Source organism: Pseudomonas sp. S10E 269 (assembly GCF_002798465.1).
Classification (GTDB): Bacteria; Pseudomonadota; Gammaproteobacteria; order Pseudomonadales; family Pseudomonadaceae; genus Aquipseudomonas; species Aquipseudomonas pergaminensis.
Genome location: NZ_PHIJ01000001.1, coordinates 6,448,103 through 6,470,606, shown reverse-complemented (window position 1 = coordinate 6,470,606; position 22,504 = coordinate 6,448,103). Strand labels below are relative to the sequence as shown.

General features: G+C 60.8%; 21 protein-coding genes and 1 pseudogene. 10 read left to right on the top strand and 12 right to left on the bottom strand.

Annotated elements, in window-relative coordinates:
* The first annotated feature begins 39 nt into the window (after positions 1-39).
* On the top strand, positions 40-549 hold the full coding sequence (locus CWC48_RS29815) for a DUF1993 family protein (protein WP_078047806.1): 510 nt from the start codon (positions 40-42) through the stop codon (positions 547-549).
* 68 nt (positions 550-617) lie between these two features.
* Here the strand turns inward: CWC48_RS29815 and sstT are convergent, their stop codons facing one another.
* A complete protein-coding gene (sstT, locus tag CWC48_RS29810; RefSeq protein WP_078047807.1) occupies positions 618-1,838 on the bottom strand; it encodes a serine/threonine transporter SstT in 1,221 nt (406 codons plus the stop codon).
* A gap of 238 nt (positions 1,839-2,076) precedes the next feature.
* Here sstT and CWC48_RS29805 point away from each other — a divergent pair, with 238 nt between their 5' ends.
* Positions 2,077-3,234: an MFS transporter gene (locus CWC48_RS29805; protein ID WP_078047808.1), complete on the top strand. Its 1,158-nt coding sequence runs from the start codon at positions 2,077-2,079 to the stop codon at positions 3,232-3,234.
* 4 nt (positions 3,235-3,238) lie between these two features.
* Here the strand turns inward: CWC48_RS29805 and nhaR are convergent.
* Positions 3,239-4,140: pseudogene (nhaR, locus tag CWC48_RS29800) on the bottom strand (transcriptional activator NhaR).
* A gap of 134 nt (positions 4,141-4,274) precedes the next feature.
* Here nhaR and CWC48_RS29795 point away from each other — a divergent pair.
* Both CWC48_RS29795 and CWC48_RS29790 read left to right on the top strand, forming a co-directional pair.
* The gene (locus CWC48_RS29795) at positions 4,275-4,526 is read left to right on the top strand and encodes a hypothetical protein (RefSeq protein WP_078047811.1); all 252 of its coding nucleotides are present in this window, start codon (positions 4,275-4,277) and stop codon (positions 4,524-4,526) included.
* Between the two features lie 41 nt (positions 4,527-4,567).
* Positions 4,568-5,320, top strand: coding sequence for a TerC family protein (locus tag CWC48_RS29790; protein WP_078047812.1), 753 nt, complete (start codon positions 4,568-4,570; stop codon positions 5,318-5,320).
* 695 nt (positions 5,321-6,015) lie between these two features.
* On the opposite strand, the gene CWC48_RS29785 is transcribed toward CWC48_RS29790, so the two are convergent.
* Entirely contained in the window at positions 6,016-6,717 is a 702-nt protein-coding gene (locus tag CWC48_RS29785; RefSeq protein ID WP_078047813.1) for a histidine phosphatase family protein, read from the bottom strand.
* A gap of 251 nt (positions 6,718-6,968) precedes the next feature.
* On the opposite strand from CWC48_RS29785, the gene CWC48_RS29780 reads away from it, so the two are divergent.
* The 4 genes from CWC48_RS29780 to CWC48_RS29760 all read left to right on the top strand — a co-directional run bounded on the left by CWC48_RS29780 (position 6,969) and on the right by CWC48_RS29760 (position 10,986).
* Positions 6,969-7,667 (top strand): glutathione S-transferase N-terminal domain-containing protein, encoded by a 699-nt coding sequence (locus tag CWC48_RS29780; RefSeq protein ID WP_078047814.1) that lies wholly within the window; start codon positions 6,969-6,971, stop codon positions 7,665-7,667.
* 2 nt (positions 7,668-7,669) lie between these two features.
* Positions 7,670-8,512 carry a PhzF family phenazine biosynthesis protein gene (locus CWC48_RS29775; RefSeq protein WP_100491092.1) on the top strand — a complete coding sequence of 281 codons (843 nt, stop codon included), beginning with the start codon at positions 7,670-7,672 and terminating at the stop codon, positions 8,510-8,512.
* 124 nt (positions 8,513-8,636) lie between these two features.
* Entirely contained in the window at positions 8,637-9,611 is a 975-nt protein-coding gene (gene hemB, locus CWC48_RS29770; RefSeq protein ID WP_016977356.1) for a porphobilinogen synthase, read from the top strand.
* A 289-nt stretch (positions 9,612-9,900) separates the two neighbouring features.
* Positions 9,901-10,986: a DUF1615 domain-containing protein gene (locus tag CWC48_RS29760; protein WP_100491091.1), complete on the top strand. Its 1,086-nt coding sequence runs from the start codon at positions 9,901-9,903 to the stop codon at positions 10,984-10,986.
* Between the two features lie 72 nt (positions 10,987-11,058).
* Here the strand turns inward: CWC48_RS29760 and CWC48_RS29755 are convergent, their stop codons facing one another.
* Positions 11,059-11,922, bottom strand: a complete 864-nt coding sequence (locus CWC48_RS29755) for a DUF4349 domain-containing protein (RefSeq protein WP_100491090.1) — start codon at positions 11,920-11,922, stop codon at positions 11,059-11,061.
* Positions 11,923-12,071: 149 nt separating this feature from the next.
* Between CWC48_RS29755 and CWC48_RS29750 the strand changes: the two genes are divergently transcribed.
* A complete protein-coding gene (locus CWC48_RS29750) occupies positions 12,072-12,494 on the top strand; it encodes a PaaI family thioesterase (protein WP_100491089.1) in 423 nt (140 codons plus the stop codon).
* A 181-nt stretch (positions 12,495-12,675) separates the two neighbouring features.
* Here CWC48_RS29750 and CWC48_RS29745 read toward each other — a convergent pair whose 3' ends face one another.
* From CWC48_RS29745 to CWC48_RS29735, 3 genes are read right to left on the bottom strand one after another with little or no spacing between them, the layout of a single operon-like run.
* Positions 12,676-13,857, bottom strand: coding sequence for an acetyl-CoA C-acetyltransferase (locus CWC48_RS29745; RefSeq protein ID WP_100491088.1), 1,182 nt, complete (start codon positions 13,855-13,857; stop codon positions 12,676-12,678).
* 11 nt (positions 13,858-13,868) lie between these two features.
* On the bottom strand, positions 13,869-14,528 hold the full coding sequence (locus CWC48_RS29740; protein WP_078047819.1) for a CoA transferase subunit B: 660 nt from the start codon (positions 14,526-14,528) through the stop codon (positions 13,869-13,871).
* 34 nt (positions 14,529-14,562) lie between these two features.
* A complete protein-coding gene (locus tag CWC48_RS29735; RefSeq protein WP_010211319.1) occupies positions 14,563-15,261 on the bottom strand; it encodes a CoA transferase subunit A in 699 nt (232 codons plus the stop codon).
* 133 nt (positions 15,262-15,394) lie between these two features.
* Between CWC48_RS29735 and CWC48_RS29730 the strand changes: the two genes are divergently transcribed.
* On the top strand, positions 15,395-16,300 hold the full coding sequence (locus CWC48_RS29730; RefSeq protein WP_078047820.1) for a LysR family transcriptional regulator: 906 nt from the start codon (positions 15,395-15,397) through the stop codon (positions 16,298-16,300).
* 61 nt (positions 16,301-16,361) lie between these two features.
* Here the strand turns inward: CWC48_RS29730 and CWC48_RS29725 are convergent, their stop codons facing one another.
* The 5 genes from CWC48_RS29725 to CWC48_RS29705 form a co-directional block, all read right to left on the bottom strand.
* Positions 16,362-16,691: a hypothetical protein gene (locus CWC48_RS29725; protein WP_016977362.1), complete on the bottom strand. Its 330-nt coding sequence runs from the start codon at positions 16,689-16,691 to the stop codon at positions 16,362-16,364.
* Between the two features lie 547 nt (positions 16,692-17,238).
* Positions 17,239-18,084, bottom strand: coding sequence for an NAD-dependent protein deacetylase (locus CWC48_RS29720; RefSeq protein ID WP_099492757.1), 846 nt, complete (start codon positions 18,082-18,084; stop codon positions 17,239-17,241).
* Positions 18,085-18,092: 8 nt separating this feature from the next.
* Positions 18,093-18,533, bottom strand: coding sequence for a CBS domain-containing protein (locus tag CWC48_RS29715; RefSeq protein ID WP_078047822.1), 441 nt, complete (start codon positions 18,531-18,533; stop codon positions 18,093-18,095).
* 131 nt (positions 18,534-18,664) lie between these two features.
* Complete coding sequence (locus CWC48_RS29710; protein WP_099492770.1) at positions 18,665-20,614, bottom strand: DNA topoisomerase III; 1,950 nt, start codon at positions 20,612-20,614, stop codon at positions 18,665-18,667.
* 227 nt (positions 20,615-20,841) lie between these two features.
* Complete coding sequence (locus CWC48_RS29705; RefSeq protein WP_078047823.1) at positions 20,842-22,467, bottom strand: MFS transporter; 1,626 nt, start codon at positions 22,465-22,467, stop codon at positions 20,842-20,844.
* Positions 22,468-22,504: the final 37 nt, after the last annotated feature.

Below are 22,504 nucleotides of genomic sequence, written 5' to 3'. Positions count from 1 at the left end.
CGCCGCTGGTTCAAACCGTGCCATAACCATGAGACTGCCATGACTATTTCCCTGTACGCCGCTTCCATCCCGGTCTTCAAGCAAATGCTCACCGCCCTGAGCGGCGTGTTGACCAAGGCCGAAGCCCACGCTACCGCCAAGAACATCGAGCCGAACGCCTTGCTGCAGGCCCGCCTGTTCCCGGACATGTTCCAACTGGTGCGCCAGGTGCAGATCGCCGTCGATTTCGCCAAGGGTGTTTCCGCACGCCTGGCCGAGATCGAAGTACCGAAATATGAAGACACCGAAGTTACCTTCGCCGACCTGCAGGCGCTGATCGCCAAGGTCCTGGCCTTTATCGACACCGTTACGCCTGCGCAGATCGACGGCAAGGAAGGCATCGAGATCATCACCCGTCCTGGCACGCCGAAAGAAAAGCGCTTCAGCGGCCAGTCCTACCTGCTGACCTACGGCCTGCCGCAGTTCTTCTTCCACGTCACCACGGCTTACGCCTTGCTGCGCCATAACGGTGTGGAAGTGGGCAAGCGCGACTACATGGGCGCTTTCTAAGCACCCAGCCACAAAAAAGCCCGGGGCGTTCTTCAGTGAACGACCCCGGGCTTTTTTTCGCCTGGCGGTTAAGCCGGCTGTTCTTCCTTGCCCAGGCAAGCGGCGGCGGTGAACAGCACATCGGTGGATGAATTCAACGCGGTTTCCGCCGAATCCTGCAGCACGCCAATGATGAAACCGACCGCCACCACCTGCATGGCAATCTCGCTGGGAATGCCAAACAGGCTGCACGCCAGCGGAATCAACAGCAACGAACCGCCCGCCACGCCAGAAGCACCGCAGGCGCAGATGGCCGCGACCACGCTGAGCAGCACCGCCGTGGGCAGGTCGACGGCGATGCCCACAGTGTGCACGGCGGCCAGGGTCAGCACGGTGATGGTGATCGCCGCGCCGGCCATATTGATGGTGGCACCGAGCGGGATCGACACCGAGTAGGTGTCTTCGTGCAGGCCCAGGCGTTTGCTCAGTGCCAGGTTGACCGGAATGTTCGCCGCCGAACTGCGGGTGAAGAACGCGGTGATCCCGCTTTCGCGCAGGCACATCAGCACCAGTGGGTACGGGTTGCGGCGCAGTTTCCAGAACACGATGGCCGGGTTGATCACCAGCGCTACGAACAGCATGCAGCCGATCAGCACCAGCAGCAGGTGAGCGTAGCCGAGCAGGGCGCCGAAACCGGAGGTGGCCAGGGTGGAGGCCACCAGGCCGAAAATGCCCAGCGGCGCAAAGCGGATTACCACGCGCACGATCAGCGTGACGCCGTTGGACAGGTCGTCGATCACGGTGCGGGTGGTTTCGCCGGCATGCCGGATGGCAACCCCCATGCCGATGGCCCAGGCCAGGATGCCAATGAAGTTGGCATTCATCAGTGCGCTGACCGGGTTGTCCACCACGCTCAGCAGCAGGCTTTGCAGCACTTCACCAATGCCGCCCGGGGCGCTCACTGTCGCATCGTGGGTCGCCAGCACCAGCGAAGAGGGAAACCACATGCTCGCAATTACCGCGACCACGGCAGCGGCAAAGGTGCCCAGCAAGTACAGGAACAGGATCGGTTTGATATGGGTTTCCTGGCCGTGCTTGTGGTTGGCGATCGACGCCATCACCAGCACAAACACCAGGATCGGCGCCACGGCCTTGAGCGCAGCGACGAATACCTTGCCGATAAACCCGGTGGCCCTGGCCGCCTCGGGCAACAGCATGGCCAGTAGAATGCCAGCCGTCAGGCCGATAATGATTTGCGTGACCAGGCTGACACGCGCCAGTCGTTGCAGGAGGGAAGGGGCAGCAGTCATAAACATTGTCTCTAGTTTTTTGAAGGCACAGCAGCGCACGCAGAAACGGCTGTAGGACGCGGATCGCGAAGTCTAGCATGCTGTATGAACATATCCTGACGGTGCGGCATTGCGTCATCCCGGCCCGCTGGCCTTGGCCAAATCCAGACATACTCTGTTAAGATTCCTTTCTCTCATCTTTCCTCTCTGTCAGCGGGCCCTTCGGGCTGTCGTTGATGTCGTCGTTTCTGGAGTTTTCATGTTGTTTCCCATCCTGCTGCTGTCGGCCGCCGGCTTTACCGTGCTGACCACAGAATTCGTGATTGTCGGCCTGCTGCCGTCCATTGCCCGCGACTTGAACGTGAGCGTGTCCCAGGCCGGGCTGCTGGTGACCTTGTTCGCATTTACCGTGGCGGCCTTTGGTCCGTTTCTCACGGCGTACTGCGCGCGTTTCCCACGCAAGCGGCTATTTATCAGCATCCTGATCATGTTTGGCGTGGCCAATACAGTGGCGGCGCTGGCACCGAATATCTGGGTGATGGCGCTGGCGCGGTTGATCCCGGCCCTGGGCTTGCCAGTGTTCTGGGCCTTGGCCAGTGAGACCGCGGTGGACATCGTCGGCCCCGAATACGCCGGGCGCGCCATCGAAAAGATCGGCTTCGGGATCGTCTGCGCCACGGTGTTCGGCATTCCGGTGGGCACGCTGATTTCCGATATGTTCGGCTGGCGTACCGCATTTGCGATCCTCGCGGTCGTGGCGGTGGCCAAGGCCTTGCTGCTGTTTATCTACCTGCCGGTGACAAAGCCGAAGAACGATGAGGTGACGTTGCGCTCGCAGTTCAAGATCCTGCGCAACCCGCTGATGCAGGGCCATATCCTGCTGTCGATCCTGGTGTTCAGCGGCATGTTCACGGCCTACACCTACCTGGCGGACATCCTTGAGCGCCTGGCCGGTTTCGACGGTACGTTGGTGGGCTGGTGCCTGATGGGCTTTGGTGCGGTCGGGCTCATCGGCAACTCGCTGGGCGGGCGTGCGGTGGATCGCCACCCGTTGATCGCGTCCATGGTGTTCTGCGGCTTCATGATCGCCGGCATGGTTGCGCTGGTACCGGCGATTCACTCCACCGTCGGCCTGGCGGCGGCGATGGCCGTGTGGGGCGTGACCCAGGCGGCCATGTTCCTGGTCAGCCATGTGCGCCTGATGAAGGCCGCGCCCCATGCGCCGGCATTTGCCGCGTCGCTGAATATTGCCGGCGCCAACCTGGGGATTGGCCTGGGGGCGATGGTCGGCGGCCATGTGATCGACACCCTCGGCCTGGGCAGCCTGGGCTTTGCGGCATCCGGGTTTATCCTGGTGTCGATCTTGCTGGCGTTGTGGCTGATGACTGCCAAGCAACCGGTTGCCTCCCAGGCTTGAACCGTCAGGGCAGGGTGGTAAACAATTCGCGTCGCGCGCCTTCGGTAATCGCCACGATACCGGGGTGCTTGACCTTGCGCTCCACCGAGATCGCGTAGAACGACTCGGTCACGGCCACGGTCTGGCCAATCAGCGCCACGCCGTACTGGCGCACCACCTCATCGGCAATCACGCTGGGGGCGATGAAGATCCCGCTGCCGGATTGACCGAAAGCCTGCATCAAGGCGCTGTCATCGAACTCGCCGATAATCTTCGGTTGGATCTGCTGCTCGGCAAACCAGCGCTGCAACCGGCTGCGCACCACGGTTTCCGCGCCGGGAATCAACAACGGTGCGCCGTGCAGGCACTGTGGGAAGTCCCCCCGTAGGCGTCAGCCAACGCCTGGGTGGCGAAAAAACTGATGCCACATTCCCCCAGTTTCTGGCTGTAGCCCTTGATGTCCAGGTGTGTGGGCATGGGGCTGTCGGAAATCACCAGGTCCAGGCGCTGGATCGCCAGGTCGGCCAGCAGGCGTTCGAGTTTGTCTTCGCGGCAGGTGATGCGGATCGGCTCGCTCAACTCCATGGTCGGCGCGATCAGCCGGTAGACGATGGACTTGGGCACCACATCCGCCACGCCGACGCGGAACAGGATCTGCTGTTCGTCGGGTTGCGCGCGCAGCATCGCCTCCAATTCATTACCCGTCTGGAACATCTGTTCGGCGTAGGGCAGGGCCTGGCGACCGGCTTCGGTCAGTTCCAACTGGCGGCCGACGCGCTGGAATAGCGCCACGCCGTAGGTCTCTTCCAGCAGGCTGATCTGCCCACTGATGGTCTGGGGCGTGAGGTTGAGTTGCTCACAGGCGCGCACGATGCTGCCGGTCTTGGCCACCACCCAGAAGTAGTGCAGTTGTCGGTAATTGAGCATAGCGGCCATCACTTCGTGAAAACCGAAGTATATGCGAGAAAAATACGAATTTTCCTGAACTGTCCGCCTGCATAGAATGCCTCGCTATCGCGGGGCCACTATTTGGACCCAATGGTTCTAACGAGGAAGACATCATGAAACTCAATTCCCTGGGCGCGGCAGCGTTGCTTGCGCTTTCATTGGTAGTGATCGGCGGTTGCGATCAGGTCGAGAAAAGCGCGCAGCAGGTGCTGGGCAAGGCCACCGAGTCGGCCAAGCAAGCGATCGATGACACCCACAAAGCCGCCGAACAGGCATTGAGTGAAGCGACAAACGGCCTGATCACCCCGCAGAAGAAGGATGACCAGGAAGAGAAAGAAGCCGAATCGAACCGCAACGAAGCTTAATGACCCGCCCCTCATTTCCCGTACAACGTCAGGACTGACCTATGGACTACCTTTTACAACTGGCCGCCAGCCCCACCGCCTGGGTTGCCCTGGCAACCTTGATCGTCATGGAGATCGTGCTGGGCATCGATAACCTGATCTTCATCTCGATCCTCACCAACAAATTGCCGGAGAAGCATCGGGCCAAGGCACGACGCATCGGTATCAGCATGGCGTTGGTATTGCGCCTGGGCCTGTTGAGCACCATCGCATTTATCGTACAACTGACGACGCCGGTGTTCGAAGTGTTCGGCCAGGGCTTCTCGTGGAAGGACATGATCCTCATCGCCGGTGGCCTGTTCCTGGTGTGGAAGGCGACTACCGAGATCCACCACAGCATGGACCCGGAGCCGGAAGAGAAGGAAACCAGCACCAGCAACGTCGTGGCGATCGGTTTTGCCGCGGCCATCGGCCAGATCCTGTTGCTCGACCTGGTGTTCTCCATCGACAGCATCATCACCGCCGTGGGCATGACCGAGCACTTGCCGATCATGATCATTGCCGTAGTGACCTCGGTCATCGTGATGCTGGTGGCAGCCGAGCCGTTGGCCAAGTTCATCAATGACAACCCGACCGTAGTCATGCTGGCCCTGGGCTTCCTGATCATGATCGGTATGACATTGATCGCCGAAGGCTTCGGCGCCCACGTGCCTAAAGGCTACGTATACGCAGCCATGGCATTCTCGGCGGCCATCGAATGCTTGAACATCGCCCGCCGCAACCGCCACAAGCGCTTGCTGGCTGCCCGACAATAACAGCAGAAACACAGGCTCGCTCCGCTCCCACCGCCAACCACGATGCGAAGCGAGCCGCTCTTGATCCTGCTCTTGATCCTGCTCTTGATTCGCTTTTGATCTAAGGCGCCCCGTCAAACACGCTGGCCGGAATTCGACAGGGATTTGGGGGGTAAACCGGCAGGGATGCCGGTTTAGCCGCCCCGCGCCATGGATGGCGCGTGGCGGCGGCCCCCCAAATACCTGTCGGATTACGGGCACACCGAGCCTAGGCGAGGTGCCGAGTGTTGGGGCAAGAGCCCTTTGGTTACTTTGGGGCTTTTCCAAAGTGACCCGCCGTAAGGGCGGAACCATTAGCAGCCGTAACCTAAATAACGGATATGTACCTGGTCTGATCCAACATCCAGGTCGGCTGTCAGGCCGCCTTCGCAGGCAAGCCAGCTCCCACATTTGGATCGTGGGGTGGCAGTTAGAGAGCGGTCGGCTGTTAGGCCGCCTTCGCAGGCAAGCCAGCTCCCACATTTGGAGCGTGGGGTGGCAGTTAGAGCGTGGTCGGCTGTCAGGCCGTCTTCGCAGGCAAGCCAGCTCCCACATTTTTGGATCGCAGGGTTACAGTCAGATAGCTGTAGTCCCCAGCGGGAGCAAGCTCCCTCACCACAGCTCCAGCACCGTACCCAACTACCTAAACTCCCAGAAACCCAACCGGCCTTGCGCCGTCAGGAATCTGCGCTCACCTGTGTAGGATCCGGGCAGCTCTCATCGCCATTGTTCAAGCCTTGCTTGTAATTGCGGCTCAGCAGCGAAGCCTTGCCGTTATGCCAGGTCAGCGTCAACACGTACAGCGTGTCGTAGTCGCTACCGGACCAATCTTCGGTAATCGTGTGCTTTTCCCCCGAAGCTTCACTCGCCACCTTGTTGATCAGTTCAGGCAGGTAACCGTGTGACCAGGCGGTATAGATCGTGGCGTTATGGTACTTGTCTTCCACCAACTCGTCGGCGAGGTCACTCGTGTCGTTGGCCGAAAACTTGATGTTCACCGGCAGGCCCAACTTAATGGCGCTGGGGCTGATGGTCATCAAGGGGCGGATGTAGCTGTAGGAATTGTCCAACTCGCCTTCTTCCACATTGCGGGTCGGGTTGGCGGCGAAGACGAAATCGGCCTTGCCGAATTTTTCCGGCAGCACCGTGGCCAGGTTCATTGCGCGGTTGAGGCCCTGGCAATTGAGTTGGCCCAGGCCGCCAGCGGGTTTTTCCGCGTGGCGCAGGAACACCAGGGTTTGCACGCCGTCCACCTGTTCGGCACGGCTGATGCGCGACTCCAGGGTGAGGCCGATGGCGCCGCCGACCAGCAGCAGCGGCAACATGATGTATGAATATCGTTTCAGGCGCAGCGCAAGGCACAGAGGCTTGATTGTCATAAGTGTCGAGTCTTCAGTGCATCGGGTGAGGGCGGACAAGCCCGGCCCCAGTGACGCTAAAAGCGTCCTGCGGTGTTCCCTGTCGATATGGCGAGGTGCCTCCGTTCACCGATTGAGCGCACTTAAGAGTGCGCAAGGGCTTATTGGTTCGCCCACGCGGGAGAATAGACAGCGCTTGTTGCGTATTGATGACCCATGCAGGACATCGCCGGGATGACTATCATGGGGCCTTTCTGCACAGGGATTTCCCGATGAACCCACTCGCTGCATTCCCGATCAACAGCAAATGGCCCGCCCAGCACCCTGAGCGCCTGCAACTGTACTCGCTGCCTACCCCCAACGGGGTAAAAGTGTCGATCATGCTTGAAGAACTGGGCCTGCCCTATGAAGCGCACAAGGTCAGCTTCGAGACCCAGGACCAGCTATCGCCCGAGTTCCTGTCCCTGAACCCGAACAACAAGATTCCCGCGATCATTGACCCCAATGGCCCCAGCGGCCAGCCGCTGGCGTTGTTCGAGTCTGGCGCGATCCTGATCTATCTGGCGGAGAAAACCAGCCAGTTGCTCTCCGAAGACCCGGCCACGCGCTATGAAACGATCCAGTGGCTGATGTTCCAGATGGGCGGTATCGGCCCGATGTTTGGCCAACTGGGGTTCTTCAACAAATTCGCCGGCAAGGCCTACGAAGACAAGCGCCCCCGCGACCGCTACGCCGCCGAATCCCGCCGCCTACTGGACGTGCTGGAAAAACGCCTGCTGGGCCGTACCTGGATCATGGGCGATGAGTACAGCATCGCCGACATCGCGACATTCCCGTGGATCCGCAACCTGATCGGCTTCTACGAATCCGGTGACCTCGTGGGTATCGCTGATTTCCCCAATGTACTGCGCGCGCTGGACGGTTTCGTCGCACGGCCGGCGGTGATCCGTGGCCTGAATATTCCGGGTTGAACATGCCGACTTTCGATTTCAAGCAGCTCGACGTATTCAGCTGCGTGCCGCTCAAGGGCAACCCGCTGGCAGTGGTGTTCGGTGCCGACAGCCTGAGCGACCGGCAGATGGCGGATTTTGCCAACTGGACCAACCTCAGCGAAACCACGTTCTTGCTCACACCCCGCGATCCCAGGGCTGACTACCGGGTGCGCATTTTCACCACCTTGAAGGAATTGCCGTTCGCCGGGCACCCTACGCTGGGCAGTTGCCACGCGTGGCTGCAGGCAGGCGGTATCCCGAAAGGCGAGGAGATCATCCAGGAGTGCGAAATCGGCCTGGTGCGTATCCGCCGTCAAGGTGAGGAGCTGGCGTTTATCGCGCCACCGTTGATGCGCTCCGGCCCGGTGGAAGCCGCTGTGATAGAGCGCGTGCGCTTGGCGCTGGGGTTGGCGCCCGACGCGATTGTGCGCAGCCAGTGGGTGGATAACGGCGCGGGCTGGCTGGCAGTGATGCTGGCCGAGCGCAACCAAGTGCTGGACCTGCAGCCGGACTACGCGCAACTGCTCGGCCTGGCCGTGGGCGTGATCGCCCCTTGCGACCCCACTCGCGACGAGGTGGACACGCAATTTGAGGTGCGCGCCTTTATTGCAGGCGACGGCGCCCAGGAAGACCCGGCCACCGGCAGCTTGAACGCCGGGCTTGCGCAATGGTTGCTCGGCGAGGGCCTGGCGCCCGAGCGCTACGTGGTCAGCCAAGGCACGGCCATTGGGCGTGCGGGGCGGATTCACGTTGAGCGCCAGGGCGATGAAATCTGGGTCGGTGGTGCCGTGGCGGTGTGCATCGACGGGCGTGTACAGCTCTAGATCAATAAATTGTTACGGCCTGCGCAATACACTGTTGGCCCCTCGGCGTTTGTGCTGCGAGGGCCTGGGGGCATAAGCTTTCGCCCCACTATTTTCGTTTTCTGCCATTTTTTTCAGGATTGCCATGACCAGTCAGTTCCCCCAAGCCCGCCCACGCCGCCTGCGCCGCTCCCCGGAGCTACGGGGCTTGTTCCAGGAAAGCGAATTCACCCTCAACGACTTGGTGTTGCCGATCTTCGTCGAAGAAGAAATCGACGACTTCGTGCCGATCACCAGCATGCCGGGCGTGTTGCGCATCCCTGAGAAGAAACTGGCCGGCGAGATCGAGCGCTACGCCCGTGCCGGTATCAAGTCGGTGATGACCTTTGGCGTGTCCCACCACCTGGACGCCAGCGGCAGCGACACCTGGAAAGAACGCGGCCTGGTCTCGCGCATGTCCTCGATCATCAAGGACGCCGTGCCTGAGATGATCGTGATGTCCGACACCTGCTTCTGCGAATACACCGACCACGGCCACTGCGGCGTAATGCACGGTGCCCATGTCGACAACGACGCGACCCTGGTCAACCTCGGCAAGCAGGCCGTGGCGGCGGCCCGTGCCGGTGCCGACGTCATCGCCCCGTCGGCGGCGATGGACGGCCAGGTCCAGGCGATTCGCCGTGCCCTGGACGATGCCGGTTTCACCCATATCCCGATCATGGCGTATTCCACCAAGTTCGCCTCGGCTCTCTACGGCCCGTTCCGCGAAGCCGGCGGCAGCGCACTCAAGGGCGACCGCAAAAGCTATCAGATGAACCCGATGAACCGCCGCGAAGCCGTGCGTGAGTCGCTGCTGGACGAGCAGGAGGGCGCGGATGCACTGATGGTCAAGCCCGCCGGCGCCTACCTCGACATCATCCGCGACATCCGCGAAGCCTCGCGCCTGCCGGTGGCGGCGTATCAGGTGAGCGGCGAGTACGCGATGATCAAATTCGGCGCCCAGGCCGGCGCGATTGATGAAGACCGCGTGGTACGTGAGACCTTGGGCTCGATCAAGCGCGCGGGTGCGGATTTGATCTTCACCTACTTCGCGATGGATTTGGCATTGGCCGGCATCTAAACGTACCTCCACTGTAGGAGCTGGCTTGCCGGCGATAGCATCACCTCGGTGTTACTAAACACCGAGGTGCCTGTATCGCCGGCAAGCCAGCTCCTACGGTTTTGTGGGGTGTCAGCGCTGTGTGAACGTCAGGTTCAATTCCAACCCCGCAAAGGTTGTCGCAAAGCTGCGGCGCAACCAATTCTGCGTTTTGCGGGTTACTGGCGAGCACGCAAGGTGGGCGAACCCTGGTTAGACTTACCGGTCGATATCTGCAATGCCCCGGCCCGTCGCCACCCAAGGAAGCTCCATGTACCCAAGCCGACTGATCCTGTGCCTTGCCACTTTACTGGTACTGGCCGGTTGCTCTACCACACGCAACCCGCAACAGCCGGAGCGCAGCGAGGCCGAGGTGAAGGCGCAGATTGTGCGGCTGCTGCCGGCCAAGGTGCCGGACCGCAATGGCTGGGCCCAGGACATCTACACCGCCTTCGACACCCAGAAAATCTACCCCAGCACGGAAAATATCTGTGCCGTGCTGGCGGTCACCGAGCAGGAGTCCACCTACCAGGTCGATCCGCCTGTGCCGAACATGGGCAAGATCGCCCAGGACGAGATCCTTCGGCGCGCCGGGAAAATCCACGTACCGGCCTTTGTCGTGCGCAGCGCGCTGCAACTGCGCTCGCCCACCGGCAAGACCTACGCCGACCGCCTGAGCGCGGCGCGCACGGAGAAGGACCTGAGCGGCATCTTCGACGACTTCATCAGCATGGTGCCCCTGGGCAACACGCTGTTTGGCGGGTTCAACCCGGTGCACACCGCAGGCCCGATGCAGGTGAGTATCGACTTTGCGCAGAAACAGGCACTGGGTTATCCCTATACGGTGGACGGCAGTATTCGCCGCGAGGTTTTCACCCGGCGTGGCGGCATGTACTTCGGCATTGCGCATTTGCTCGGTTACCCGGTGAACTATGACCAGCCGCTGTACCGCTTTGCCGACTTCAATGCCGGTTGGTACGCCAGCCGCAATGCCGCGTTCCAGGCGGCTGTCAGCCGCGCCTCGGGCACCGAGTTGGCGCTGGATGGGGATTTGATTCGCTACGGTTCATTGCTCCCCGGCACCACCGAATTGGCAGTGCGTTCATTGGGCGCGAAGCTGGATATGCGCAACCCCAGCATCCGCAGTCAACTGGAGCAGGGCGAGCAACTGGATTTCGAGGACACCACCCTCTACAAGCGCGTGTTTGCCCTGGCCGACAAGGCCGCGGGCAAACCGATGCCACGGGCGATCCTGCCGGGCATCGTGCTCAAGAGCCCCAAGATCACTCGCAACCTCACCACGGCGTGGTTCGCCAAGCGGGTGGATGAGCGTTATCAGCGGTGCATGAAGCGCTGATCAGCTTTGTGGTGAGCGGGCTTGTCCCGCGCTGGGGTGCGTAGCAGCCCCAATCAAAGACACTGAGGACTTTCAGGTGTCACTCTGCGGCTCATTCTGGGGGGACTTCGCACCCCAGCGCGGGGCAAGCCCGCTCACCACAGGGCGGCTCTTCACAACAAAGCGGCGCCACAGCCACACCCACAACCACACCACCGGAAACGCCAGAATCACGAACGGCAGTACATAGGCCGACCGCTCCAGGGCGTCGGCAGTGCCGTCCACCAGGTTGTCGCCCAAGCTGCTGAACATGCGGCTGAACCTCGACTGCTGGTTTGCACCATCGGAGGAGCGGAAGTTCAGGGTCACACGATTGGTATCGAGGCGGCGTTGCTGGCCGGCGGCAACCTGTGCCAGTTCCTGCAGCTCGTTTTCAATGCCCGCCTGTTCCTTGCTTAAGGCAATCAGGTCACTGACGGTGATGTCCTTGCGTTTGGCCAGTTCGTCGAGGCGTTGCTGCTGGGCTTGCAGACGGTCCTGGCGACGGCGCACATCGGCAACGGCATCGGCCAGGTCTTCGGCGGTGGTGATGCGCTGGCCGAGTTTGCCACCTTCAGCGGCCATCGTGACCATCGGCTCCACGCCGGTCGGCGCGATGCGCAGGATGATCTGGCCGCCGCTGTCGTTTTCGGTGATGCCGAGGATATTGCAGGCGCCAAAACGCGCGGTTTCGCAGGCTTCGCGAGTGGCCTGCATGCGCGGTGAAAGCAAGGCGCCGGGAAGGGCCAGGCTCAGTTCGTGTTCGTAGGCCAATTGCGCGCCGGCACGGCTTTGTTCGCCGTTGATCACCCGTGCGCGCGAGTGGTCACTGGGCGAGCAGCCAACCAGGGCCAAGCCGGCCAGCAGTGTCAAAAGAGGGGCACGAAGTGCGAGGGATTTGCCGTCCGGGTGGCGCATTGCAGTTCCTTGAGGGAGTTGATGCGGCGATTAAAGCGGGTCTGGTGGATTAACGCAAAGCATCGCGGGGGATTTGCGCGGTAGATGGTAATGGCTGCTGCTTGCGGCCAGGCGTACATCTCAACCTTCACTCCAGGGAAGAATCCGCCATGATCACTCACGCCGTACCTGAAGGTTTTGTTTCATTGCCCCGCAGCAGTCCATTGCTGGATCTGCTCGGCCCAGCCTATTGCCGAGGGGAGGGCCTGCAACTGAAGATCGGCCTGCGTGCCGACAATCGCCACGCCAATGGACGCGGCACCGTGCATGGGGGCGTGTTGGCGACCCTGGCGGACATCGGCATGGGTTACGCGATGGCCTTTTCCAGCGAGCCGCCACTGCCGTTGATTACTGCGAGCATGACCTTGGATTACCTGGGGGCGGTGCAGGTCGGGGAGTGGATTGTGGTGCGGTTGGAGCATCACAAGCGGGGGCGGCAGATGGCGTTTGCCACGGTGAGCTTGCAGGTGGGGGAGAAGGTGGTGGCGCGGGCGAATGCGGTGTTTGCGGTGCCCCAATCCGACAGGCAATAACGATCAAATGTGGGAGCGGGCTTGCTCGCGAAAGCGGTGAGTCAACCATGAATCTGGTGACTGACACACTGCGTTCGCGAGCAAGCCCGCTCCCACATTTGAACTGCGTTTTGCAGATAGAACGCATTAAGAAAAGGCCTGGTTTTCGTGGAACCAGGCCTTTTCCGTGTTGCTCTTTGAATCAGTTGCGTTCGAGGGCGAGGGCTACACCCTGGCCGCCACCGATGCACAGGGTCGCCAGGCCTTTCTTGGCATCGCGTTTGATCATTTCATGCAGCAGCGTCACCAGCACGCGGCAGCCTGAGGCACCAATCGGGTGGCCAATGGCGATGGCGCCGCCGTTGACGTTGACCTTATCGGCGTCCCATTCCAGCTCTTTGCCCACTGCCAGGGATTGCGCGGCGAAGGCTTCGTTGGCTTCGATCAGGTCCAGGTCGCCCAGGCTCCAACCGGCTTTGTCCAGGCACCGGCGGGTGGCCGAGACCGGGCCAATGCCCATGATGGCGGGGTCAACGCCGGCGTTGGCATAGCTGGCGATACGTGCCAGCACTGGCAAACCGAGGGTCTTGGCCTTGTCGGCACTCATCAGCAGCACCGCAGCGGCGCCGTCGTTGAGGCTGGAAGCGTTGCCGGCGGTGACGCTGCCGTCTTTCTTGAACGCCGGTTTGAGCTTGGCCAGGGACTCGGCAGTGGTGCCGGCGCGAGGCTGTTCATCCACAGCGAAGGCCACAGGATCGCCTTTACGCTGGGGAATCAGGATCGGGGTGATCTCATCGACAAAGCGGCCTGCTTCAATAGCAGCAGCGGCTTTTTGCTGAGACGCCGCAGCGAACGCGTCCTGGGCTTCACGGCTGATGCCGTACTTGTCCACCAGGTTCTCGGCGGTGATGCCCATGTGGTAATCGTTGAACGCATCCCACAGACCGTCGGTGATCATGCTGTCGACCATTTTGGCGTGGCCCATGCGCAAACCGGTGCGCGCGGCGGGCAGCACATACGGAGCCAGGCTCATGTTCTCCATGCCGCCGGCGATGATCACCTCGGCGTCACCGCAACGGATGGCCTGGGCGCCCAGGTGCAGGGCCTTGAGGCCCGAGCCGCAGACTTTGTTCAAGGTCAGGCTCGGCACAGCATGAGGCAGGCCGGCAAGGATCGAAGCCTGGCGTGCCGGGTTCTGGCCGCTGCCTGCGGTGAGCACTTGGCCGAGGATCACTTCATCCACTTCGGCGGGGTCCAGGCCGGTCTGTTCCAACAGGCGACGGATCACGGCGGCGCCCAGTTCCGGTGCCGGAATGTTCGCCAGCGAACCCTGGAAGCTGCCCACGGCGGTGCGGGTGGCAGCAACAATCACGACGTCTTGCATGGAATCTGTCCTCACTGGAAGTGCATTTCTGGAACGTGGTCCGGGACGATCAGTTTACCGGCGGTCTTGCTCACAATCTCTTCAACGCTGACGCCAGGTGCGCGTTCCTTGAGGACAAAAGCGCCATTTTCGATTTCCAGGTACGCCAGGTCCGTCAGCACGCGCTTGATGCAGTTGGCGCCGGTCAGCGGCAGGCTGCACTGGCTGAGCAGTTTGGACTCACCGTCCTTGGAGGCGTGGGTCATGATCACGATGATGTTTTCTGCACCGGCCACCAGGTCCATGGCGCCGCCCATGCCTTTGACCAGCTTGCCGGGGATCATCCAAGAGGCAATGTTGCCTTGCACGTCGACTTCGAATGCGCCGAGTACGGTGAGGTCGACGTGGCCACCACGGATCATCGCGAAGGACTCGGCGGAAGAGAAGATCGACGCACCGATACGTGCGGTCACGGTCTGCTTGCCGGCGTTGATCATGTCGGCATCAATTGTCTCTTCGGTCGGGAATGGTCCCATGCCAAGCAGGCCGTTTTCCGATTGCAGCATCACTTCCATGCCTTCGGGGATGTAGTTGGCCACCAGGGTCGGAATGCCGATGCCCAGGTTGACGTAGTAACCGTCCTGCATTTCGCGGGCGACGCGTTGAGCCATTTGTTCGCGGGTAAGAGCCATTTTATGAGTCCTTATTGTTCGGGCTGGGGGCGGATTATTTGCGCACGGTGCGCTGTTCGATGCGCTTCTCGAACGTGCCGCAGATGATCCGGTCGACGTAGATGCCTGGGGTGTGGATCTGCGCCGGGTCCAGCTCGCCCGGTTCGACGATTTCCTCGACTTCGACCACGGTGATCTTGCCGGCGGTGGCGGCCAGCGGGTTGAAGTTCTGGGCGGTGTGGCGGTAGATGACGTTGCCGAAGTGGTCGGCTTTCCAGCCTTTGACAATGGCGAAGTCGCCGGTAATGGATTCTTCCATCAGGTACGGGCGACCGTTGAATTCGCGGGTCTCCTTGCCTTCGGCGACTGGGGTGCCGACGCCGGTGGCGGTAAAGAAAGCCGGGATGCCGGCGCCGCCTGCGCGCATTTTTTCGGCCAGGGTGCCTTGGGGGGTCAGCACCACTTCGATTTCGCCGCTGAGCAACTGCTTCTCGAACAGCGCGTTTTCGCCGACGTAGGACGCGATCACCTTGCTGATCTGCTTCTCTTCGAGCAGCACGCCCAGGCCAAAGCCGTCGACGCCGCAGTTGTTGGACACCACGGTCAGGTCGCGGGTGCCTTTGCGCTTGATCTCGGCGATGAGGTTTTCCGGAATACCGCACAGGCCAAAGCCACCGGAAAGCACGGTCATGCCATCTTCCAGGCCTGCCAGCGCTTCTTCATAGGACGCCACGCGTTTATCGAAACCTGCCATATGCACCTCTTTTATTGTTTGTGGGCCAGCCAATGAACCGAGTGTTGCTCCGACGGATTGATTTGTTAAGTTCTTTTTTAAGGTTGATTGATTTAAAAAACAGCATAGTTGCCCAGCCGTTTGGAGACGCGCCATGACAGTTAAACAGATGCGGGCGTTTCTCGCCGTGGCCCAAAGCCTGAGTTTTGCCGCCGCCTGTGAGCGCCTGCACCTTTCCCAGTCGGCGCTGAGCCTGACCATCAAGGGCCTGGAAGAAGGCCTGGGCGGGCGCCTGTTCAGCCGCAATACGCGCAATGTCGCGCTGACCCCTGAAGGTGAATCCCTGCTGCCCCTGGCGCGCCGGTTGATTGCCGATTGGGACAACGCCGAGGACGAACTGCGCCAGCGCTTCACCCTGCAGCGTGGGCGGGTCACGGTGGCGGCGATGCCCTCGTTTGCGGGCAACCTGTTGCCACCGATCCTGAAGATATTCCGCGCCCGGTACCCGCAGGTGAATGTCACGGTGCATGACTTGATCAACGAGCAAGTGCTGGAGATGGTGCGCGACCGGCAGGTGGAACTGGGCGTAGCGTTTGAGCCTGCTGAAGGTTCATCACTGGCGTTTACGCCGTTGTACCTCGATCGCTTCATCGCCGTGGTGCCGGGTGATTCGCCCTTGGCTGCCTGCGCCGAAATCGATTGGATAACCTTGCTGGAGCAGCCATTTATCACGTTGCAACGACCGTCGACAGTACGGGTGATGCTGGAAGAACACTTGGGCGCTTTACAGATGAAGTTACCGGTCGCCCTGGAAAGCCATCAGCTGGCGACAGTGGGCAAGATGGTCGCGAGTGGTTTGGGCGTCAGCGCGGTGCCGGCGTTGTGCGCACGCCAAATGGAGGAGGCGGGCGCCCATTGCATTACCTTGAGCGATCCGGTGATCGAACGGCCGATTGGTGTGCTGACCAAGCCAGGGCATGAACTCTCGGCAGCGGCGCAAGTATTGTTTGATATTTTCCGGGATGAAGCGGCAAAAGGGCGGTTTCCGGCATTGTTATAACTCAGGCATTAAAAAGCCCGCTTGAATGAACAAGCGGGCTTAAATATTTAATGCTGTGTTATCAGCAGTATCTATCAATCACCTTAACGTGCGATTGGCCCTTGAGGTTCTGCCATTCGGTATTAAGTGTGTGGAAGACTTGCTCGATAAAGTTGCGATCGGCCGCCGCTTTCTTGCCGACATAACCCTGGCCGCGGCGGTACATCTTCAGGCGCGCCGCCAGTTCGCGGTTATTGCGGTCGAACTCGGCTTCTTCGGTGTGGGGCGCCAGGCAGTCAATTTGGACTTCGCCCGATTTGCCAATCCACAGGATATGGTCGTCGAGTGTGTCTTTCTGCGCTGCGAACATCTCAGCCAATTCATCGATAGTTGGTTGGTTGTTCAGATTCATGTGTAAGCCCCTTGACCAGTTGGCGATCTATCAGTTGGTTCGTTAAAACATCTTTAGTTGTCTCCGGTTGCGAAAACCGGGCGTCAGCGACTGTCTGCCGAGTACGGGCAGGGTCTTGAACCTGATGCATGTAGTCTTGCTGATGAACTGCTACGCAATGCTTTCATAACGAAGACAAGCCGCATTTGAGCGCCTTGTACCGAGCCCTTCGGGCCGGTCAGCTTCATCAATCCGCCTTGTGGGCAGTGCACATCCGGAAAAAACAGCTCGGCGGTCAGACGAGCTTGTTCAAAACACGTGTTGCCAACGCTCCCGATCCGGGAGACGTCTCGATAATGCAAGGACAAAAACGTTACGTCAACGGTTATGTAGTGATTATTTTTGCTCACTACATAAATTGCCGTGGGGACGGGAGAATGCGGGAAAACGTGACTTGGGCGTCATTTTCTGGAGGGGTGAGTCGTAGAACCGAGAGGATGAATTCAACACAAAACACTGTAGGAGTAGGCTTGCCGGCGATAACGGTTTTTGATCCGTGGTGAATGGGTTATTGCAAACGATCGGTCAACAGCGGCAACAGTCGCTCGCACGACGCCTCGATCTTCACTTGCAACAGCTCATCCCCGCGGGTCTTGCCCAGGTTGATGGCAATCACGGGCTTGCCCCGTTCGACCATGGCTTTGCACAGGCGAAACGCCGAATAAGCCATCAGCGATGAGCCCACCACCAGCAACCCCTCTGCATGCTCAACCGCGTTCATTGCCCTGGCGGCTGTCGCCGGCGCTACGTTCTCGCCAAAAAACACTACGTCGGGCTTCAAGCGCTCGCCATTGCAATGGGGGCAGCGGGGAACCTGAAAATGTTCTTCAAACGCAGGATCGAGCAAGGTATCGCCATCCGGTGCCTGCACCGCATGCACCTGCGCCAGGTAGGGGTTGTCGATTTCCATCTGCCGCTGGATCACACCGCGCTCGCTGCGCAGTTGGCAGTCCAGGCACAGCACCCGATGCAGGCTGCCGTGCAGTTCGATCACATCATGGCTGCCGGCCTGGTCATGCAGGGTGTCGACGTTTTGCGTGATCAGCCCGCTGATACGCCCACGTTGTTGCAACGTCGCCAGCGCCAGGTGCGCCGGGTTCGGTTGCGCGATGCGTACCCTCGGCCACCCCAGCATTGCCCGGGCCCAGTAACGGCGCCGTGCCTGCGGGGTGGCGAGGAATTCCTGGTACATCATTGGCGCCTTGCCACGACGCACGCCTTCACTGTCGCGGTAATCGGGAATGCCCGAGGATGTGCTGATCCCCGCACCGGTCAGCACCACGAAGCGCCGTCCGGCCATGGCCCGTTGCAGGGTGTCGAGGTGGTCTTCTTGATGTTCCAGCGTATCGAGCATGGGTTCCCCTATTCGCCGCGGATGTACTGCTCCAGTTGTTTGATCAGGTCTGCCTGGTCGGCAATGGCTTCTTTCACCAGGTCGCCGATGGACAGCAGGCCCAGCAGTTTGCCGTCTTCGACCACGGGCAGGTGGCGCAGGTGACTGTCGGTCATGATGTTCATGCACTCATCGACTTTTTTATGGGTGTCGACGGTGATGACTGGAGAGCTCATTACCTCATGGACCTTGGTGGTGACCGATGACAGCCCCTTGAGCATGATTTTGCGTGCGTAATCTCGTTCGCTGATGATGCCCACCACCACGCCATCCTGGACGACCGGCAAGGCCCCGACGTTTTTCTCCGACATCCGGACCAGTGCTTCAAACACGGTATGGTCGTGCTTGATGGTATGGACGTCCTGGTTTTTCTGGTCCTTGGCTTTGAGCACTTGTGCAACGGTTTTCATGGCGGCCACTCCGGTATTGTTGTTGGTGAGTCAGGGTCCCCTTACAGAATCCTAGACGGCCCACGCTGGGGCAAGGTCCAAAGCGGCGTTAAACCCGTCGAAAAACGTCATTCGCCGGATTTTTTCGCCGCTTACCCAGCATTTGTCGGCTTTTTAGCGCGCTTGGGGCTGGCTGCCGTTTTGCGTGGCGCGCTTTTACGTTTGTTTTTCCACGGCGTGGCACCTCGACCTGCCGGGCTGGCCGGGCCGGTGATGGTCATGCGCATGCCATTGCAGCGCGCCACTTGCTTGCTCATCCAGGCCGCCTGTTTGGCGACGAATTCTTCCAGGCTCATTTCGCCACTTTGCACCATGTCCAGGGCCTGCTCCCAGATTGCGGTGGTACCGGGGTCGGCGATGGCACGGGGCACCGCGTCGATCAGGCTGAATGCCGCGGGTGTGGCCGACAGTGCCTTGCCGTTCTTTACCAGGTAACCACGGTCCAGCAGGCCCTGGATAATGCCGGCGCGAGTGGCTTCGGTGCCGATGCCGGTGGTGTCCTTGAGCTTTTGCTTGAGCAGCGGGTCTTCCACCAGCTTGGCGACGTTCTTCATGGCCTTGATCAGGTCGCCTTCGGTAAAGGGCTTGGGCGGTTGGGTCCACAGGTCCTTGAGGTTGACCTTGGCCACCGCGTAGTCCTGGCCCTGCGCTAATGTCGGCAGCGCCTGGGGGGCGGGGGCTTCACGCCCCTTGGCCGGTGCCAGGGCTTCGGGCAAGGCGCGTTTCCAGCCTGGCTCGATCACTACCTTGCCCACCGCGCGTAACGCTTGGCCTGCACACTCAAAATCTGCCTGGGTGCGATCGTATTCATGGTTGGGCAGGAATTGCGCCAGGTAGCGCGCACGAATCAGGGTGTAGACCGCACGATGCTTACCGGTGAGTTGCCCGACATCCTTGCCGGCGCCGGTAGGGATGATGCCGTGGTGGGCGCTGACCTTGGCATCGTTCCACGCCCGTGAGCGGCGTTGCGGGTCGATATGTGGCATCAGCTCGTTTACGGCTGCATCAGCGCGCCCCAGCGCAGCAAGAATCGTCGGCGCGTCACTGTGCTGGCTCAGTGGCAGGTAGCCGCAATCGCTGCGCGGGTAGGTGATGGCTTTGTGGGTTTCATACAGCGATTGGGCGATATCCAGGGTTTCCTGCGCGCCGAGCCCCAGTTTCTTCGAGCAGATTTCCTGCAGGGTGCCCAGGTCAAAGGGCAGGGGAGCGACTTCGCGCATGCGCTCGGTACGCAGTTTCACCAGCCGTGCGGTGGCGGCATTGGCCATGGCATCGGCTGCGTCTCGTGCCAGTTGCGGGTTGAGGCACCGGCCCTGGTCATCACAGGCATCCTCGGCCGCACGCCACTGGGCGGTGAACGTCATGCGTTCGTGGCGCAGATCGACATCGATCGCCCAGTACGCCACCGGCACAAAATCGGCAATGCTGCGGTCGCGGTCCACCACCAGGCGCAAGGTCGGCGTTTGCACCCGTCCCACGGGCAAGACGCCTTGGTAACCGGATTGGCGCCCCAACAAGGTAAACAAACGACTCATGTTCATGCCGATAAGCCAGTCGGCGCGGGAGCGACCCAGGGCCGAGTGATACAGGCTGAAGGTCTCGGCGCCGGGCTTGAGGGCCGCCAGGGCCTTGCGAATGGAGGCATCGTCGAGGGCCGACAGCCACAGACGCTGGATCGGCCCGCGATAGCGGCAATGCTCCACCAGCTCGCGGGCGATCATCTCGCCTTCGCGGTCGGCGTCGGTGGCGATCACCAGTTCCTGGGCTTCCCCCAGCAGTCGCTTGACCGCCTTGAACTGGCTGGCGGTTTTGGGCTTGACGCGCATCTTCCATTTTTCCGGGACGATGGGCAGGTCGGCCAGCACCCAGCGTTTGTACTTGGCGTCGTAGGCGTCGGGTGGGGCGGTTTCGAGCAGGTGGCCGATGCACCAGGTGACCGTGACCCCGTTGCCCAGCCAGCACCCGTCGCCACGGCGGCTGGCGCCGAGCACGGCCGCGATATCTTTGGCCTGGGAGGGTTTTTCACAGAGGTACAGCCGCATGGTCATCACATCAGATCGGGTTGATGCCTTGCAGGATGCTCAGTTGGAGGGCTTTGATCAACCATTATCTGTATGGATGTACAGCAATTTGTGTGGCGCCACAAAATGACTGTGGGAGCGGGCTCGCTCGCGAAGGTGGTGGGTCAGTCAACTCATCTGTGACTGATCCACCGACTTCGCGGGCAAGCCCGCTCCCACAGGGGATCTCCAGTGTTCAGGAGACCGGGTCAGTTGTTATCGATATCCACGTGCCGTGTTTCTTTCAGGCAGAACATCCCCACGATCAGGCTTACCCCGGTCACTACCACCGGGTACCACAGGCCGTAGAAGATATCGCCGGTGTACACCACCAGGGCAAACGACACGGTCGGCAGGAACCCGCCAAACCAGCCGTTACCGATGTGGTAGGGCAGGGACATCGAGGTGTAGCGGATGCGCGTCGGGAACAGTTCGACCATCAGCGCCGCCAGCGGGCCGTAGCACATGGCGGCAATCAGGATCAGCGCCACGATCAGCACCACCACCATGGTCTTGTTGACCTGCGCCACATCCGCCGAAGACGGGTAGCCGGCCAGGGTCACAGCGCCACGCAGGGCTTTTTCGTCGAACCCGTCGATACGCACGTCGCCCACACTCACTTGCACCGGGCTGCCGGCAGGTGCGGCGGCGCTGCTGTAAGGCAGGCCTTGCTTGACCAGGAAGGTCTTGACCTTGTCGCACGGGCTGTCAAATTTCGCCTTGCCCACCGGGTCGAACTGGAAGGTGCAGGTCGCCGGGTCGGCCAATACGGTGATCGGGGCCTGGTGACTGGCTTGGTCCATCGCCGGGTTGGTGTAGTGCGCCAGGCTCTTGAAGATCGGGAAGTACAGCGCGGTCGCCAGCAGCAGGCCGAGCATCAGCACCGGCTTGCGGCCCACCTTGTCCGACAGCCAGCCAAAGAAGATAAAGAACGGCGCGCCGATCACCACGCTGATGATCAACAGCATGTTCGCCAGGGCCGGGTCCATTTTCAGGAACTGTGTGAGGAAGAACAGCACATAGAACTGCGCCGCATAGAAGGTCACCGCCTGGCCGCCGTTGATACTGAACAGGGCGATCAGCACGATCTTGAGGTTTTCCCATTTACCAAACGAATCGCGGATCGGCGACTTGCTGGACTTGCCTTCCTCTTTCATTTTCAGGAACGCCGGCGACTCATGCAGGCTCATGCGAATCCAGGTGGAAATACCCAGCAGCACGATGGAGAACAGGAACGGAATGCGCCAGCCCCACACTTCGAACTGGTCACCGGTGAAGTAACGGCAGGCCAGCACCACCAGCAGTGACAGCAGCAGGCCGAGGGTCGCGGTGGATTGAATCCAGCTGGTGTGGAAGCCGCGTTTGCCGGCGGGCGCATGTTCCGCCACGTAGGTCGCTGCGCCGCCGTATTCACCGCCCAGCGCCAGGCCTTGCAGCATGCGCAGCACGATCAGGATGATCGGCGCGGCAATGCCAATGCTGGCGTAGGTCGGCAACAGCCCAACACAGAAAGTCGCCACGCCCATCAAGATGATAGTGACGAGGAAGGTGTATTTGCGCCCGATCATGTCTCCCAGCCGGCCAAACACCAGCGCGCCGAACGGCCGCACTACAAAGCCGGCCGCAAAGGCCATCAAGGCAAAGATGAACGCCGTGGTGTCGTTGACCCCGGCAAAGAACTGCTTGCTGATCACCGCCGCCAGGGCGCCGTAGAGGAAAAAGTCATACCACTCGAACACCGTCCCCAGGGACGAGGCGAAGATGACCTTCTTTGAGTCGTTGCGGGTGATGACGGTATTGACCGCCGAACCCAGGGGTTGAGCATGTTCTGACATCGGGTAGCCCTCACAGTGATTATTTATTGTTGTTCCA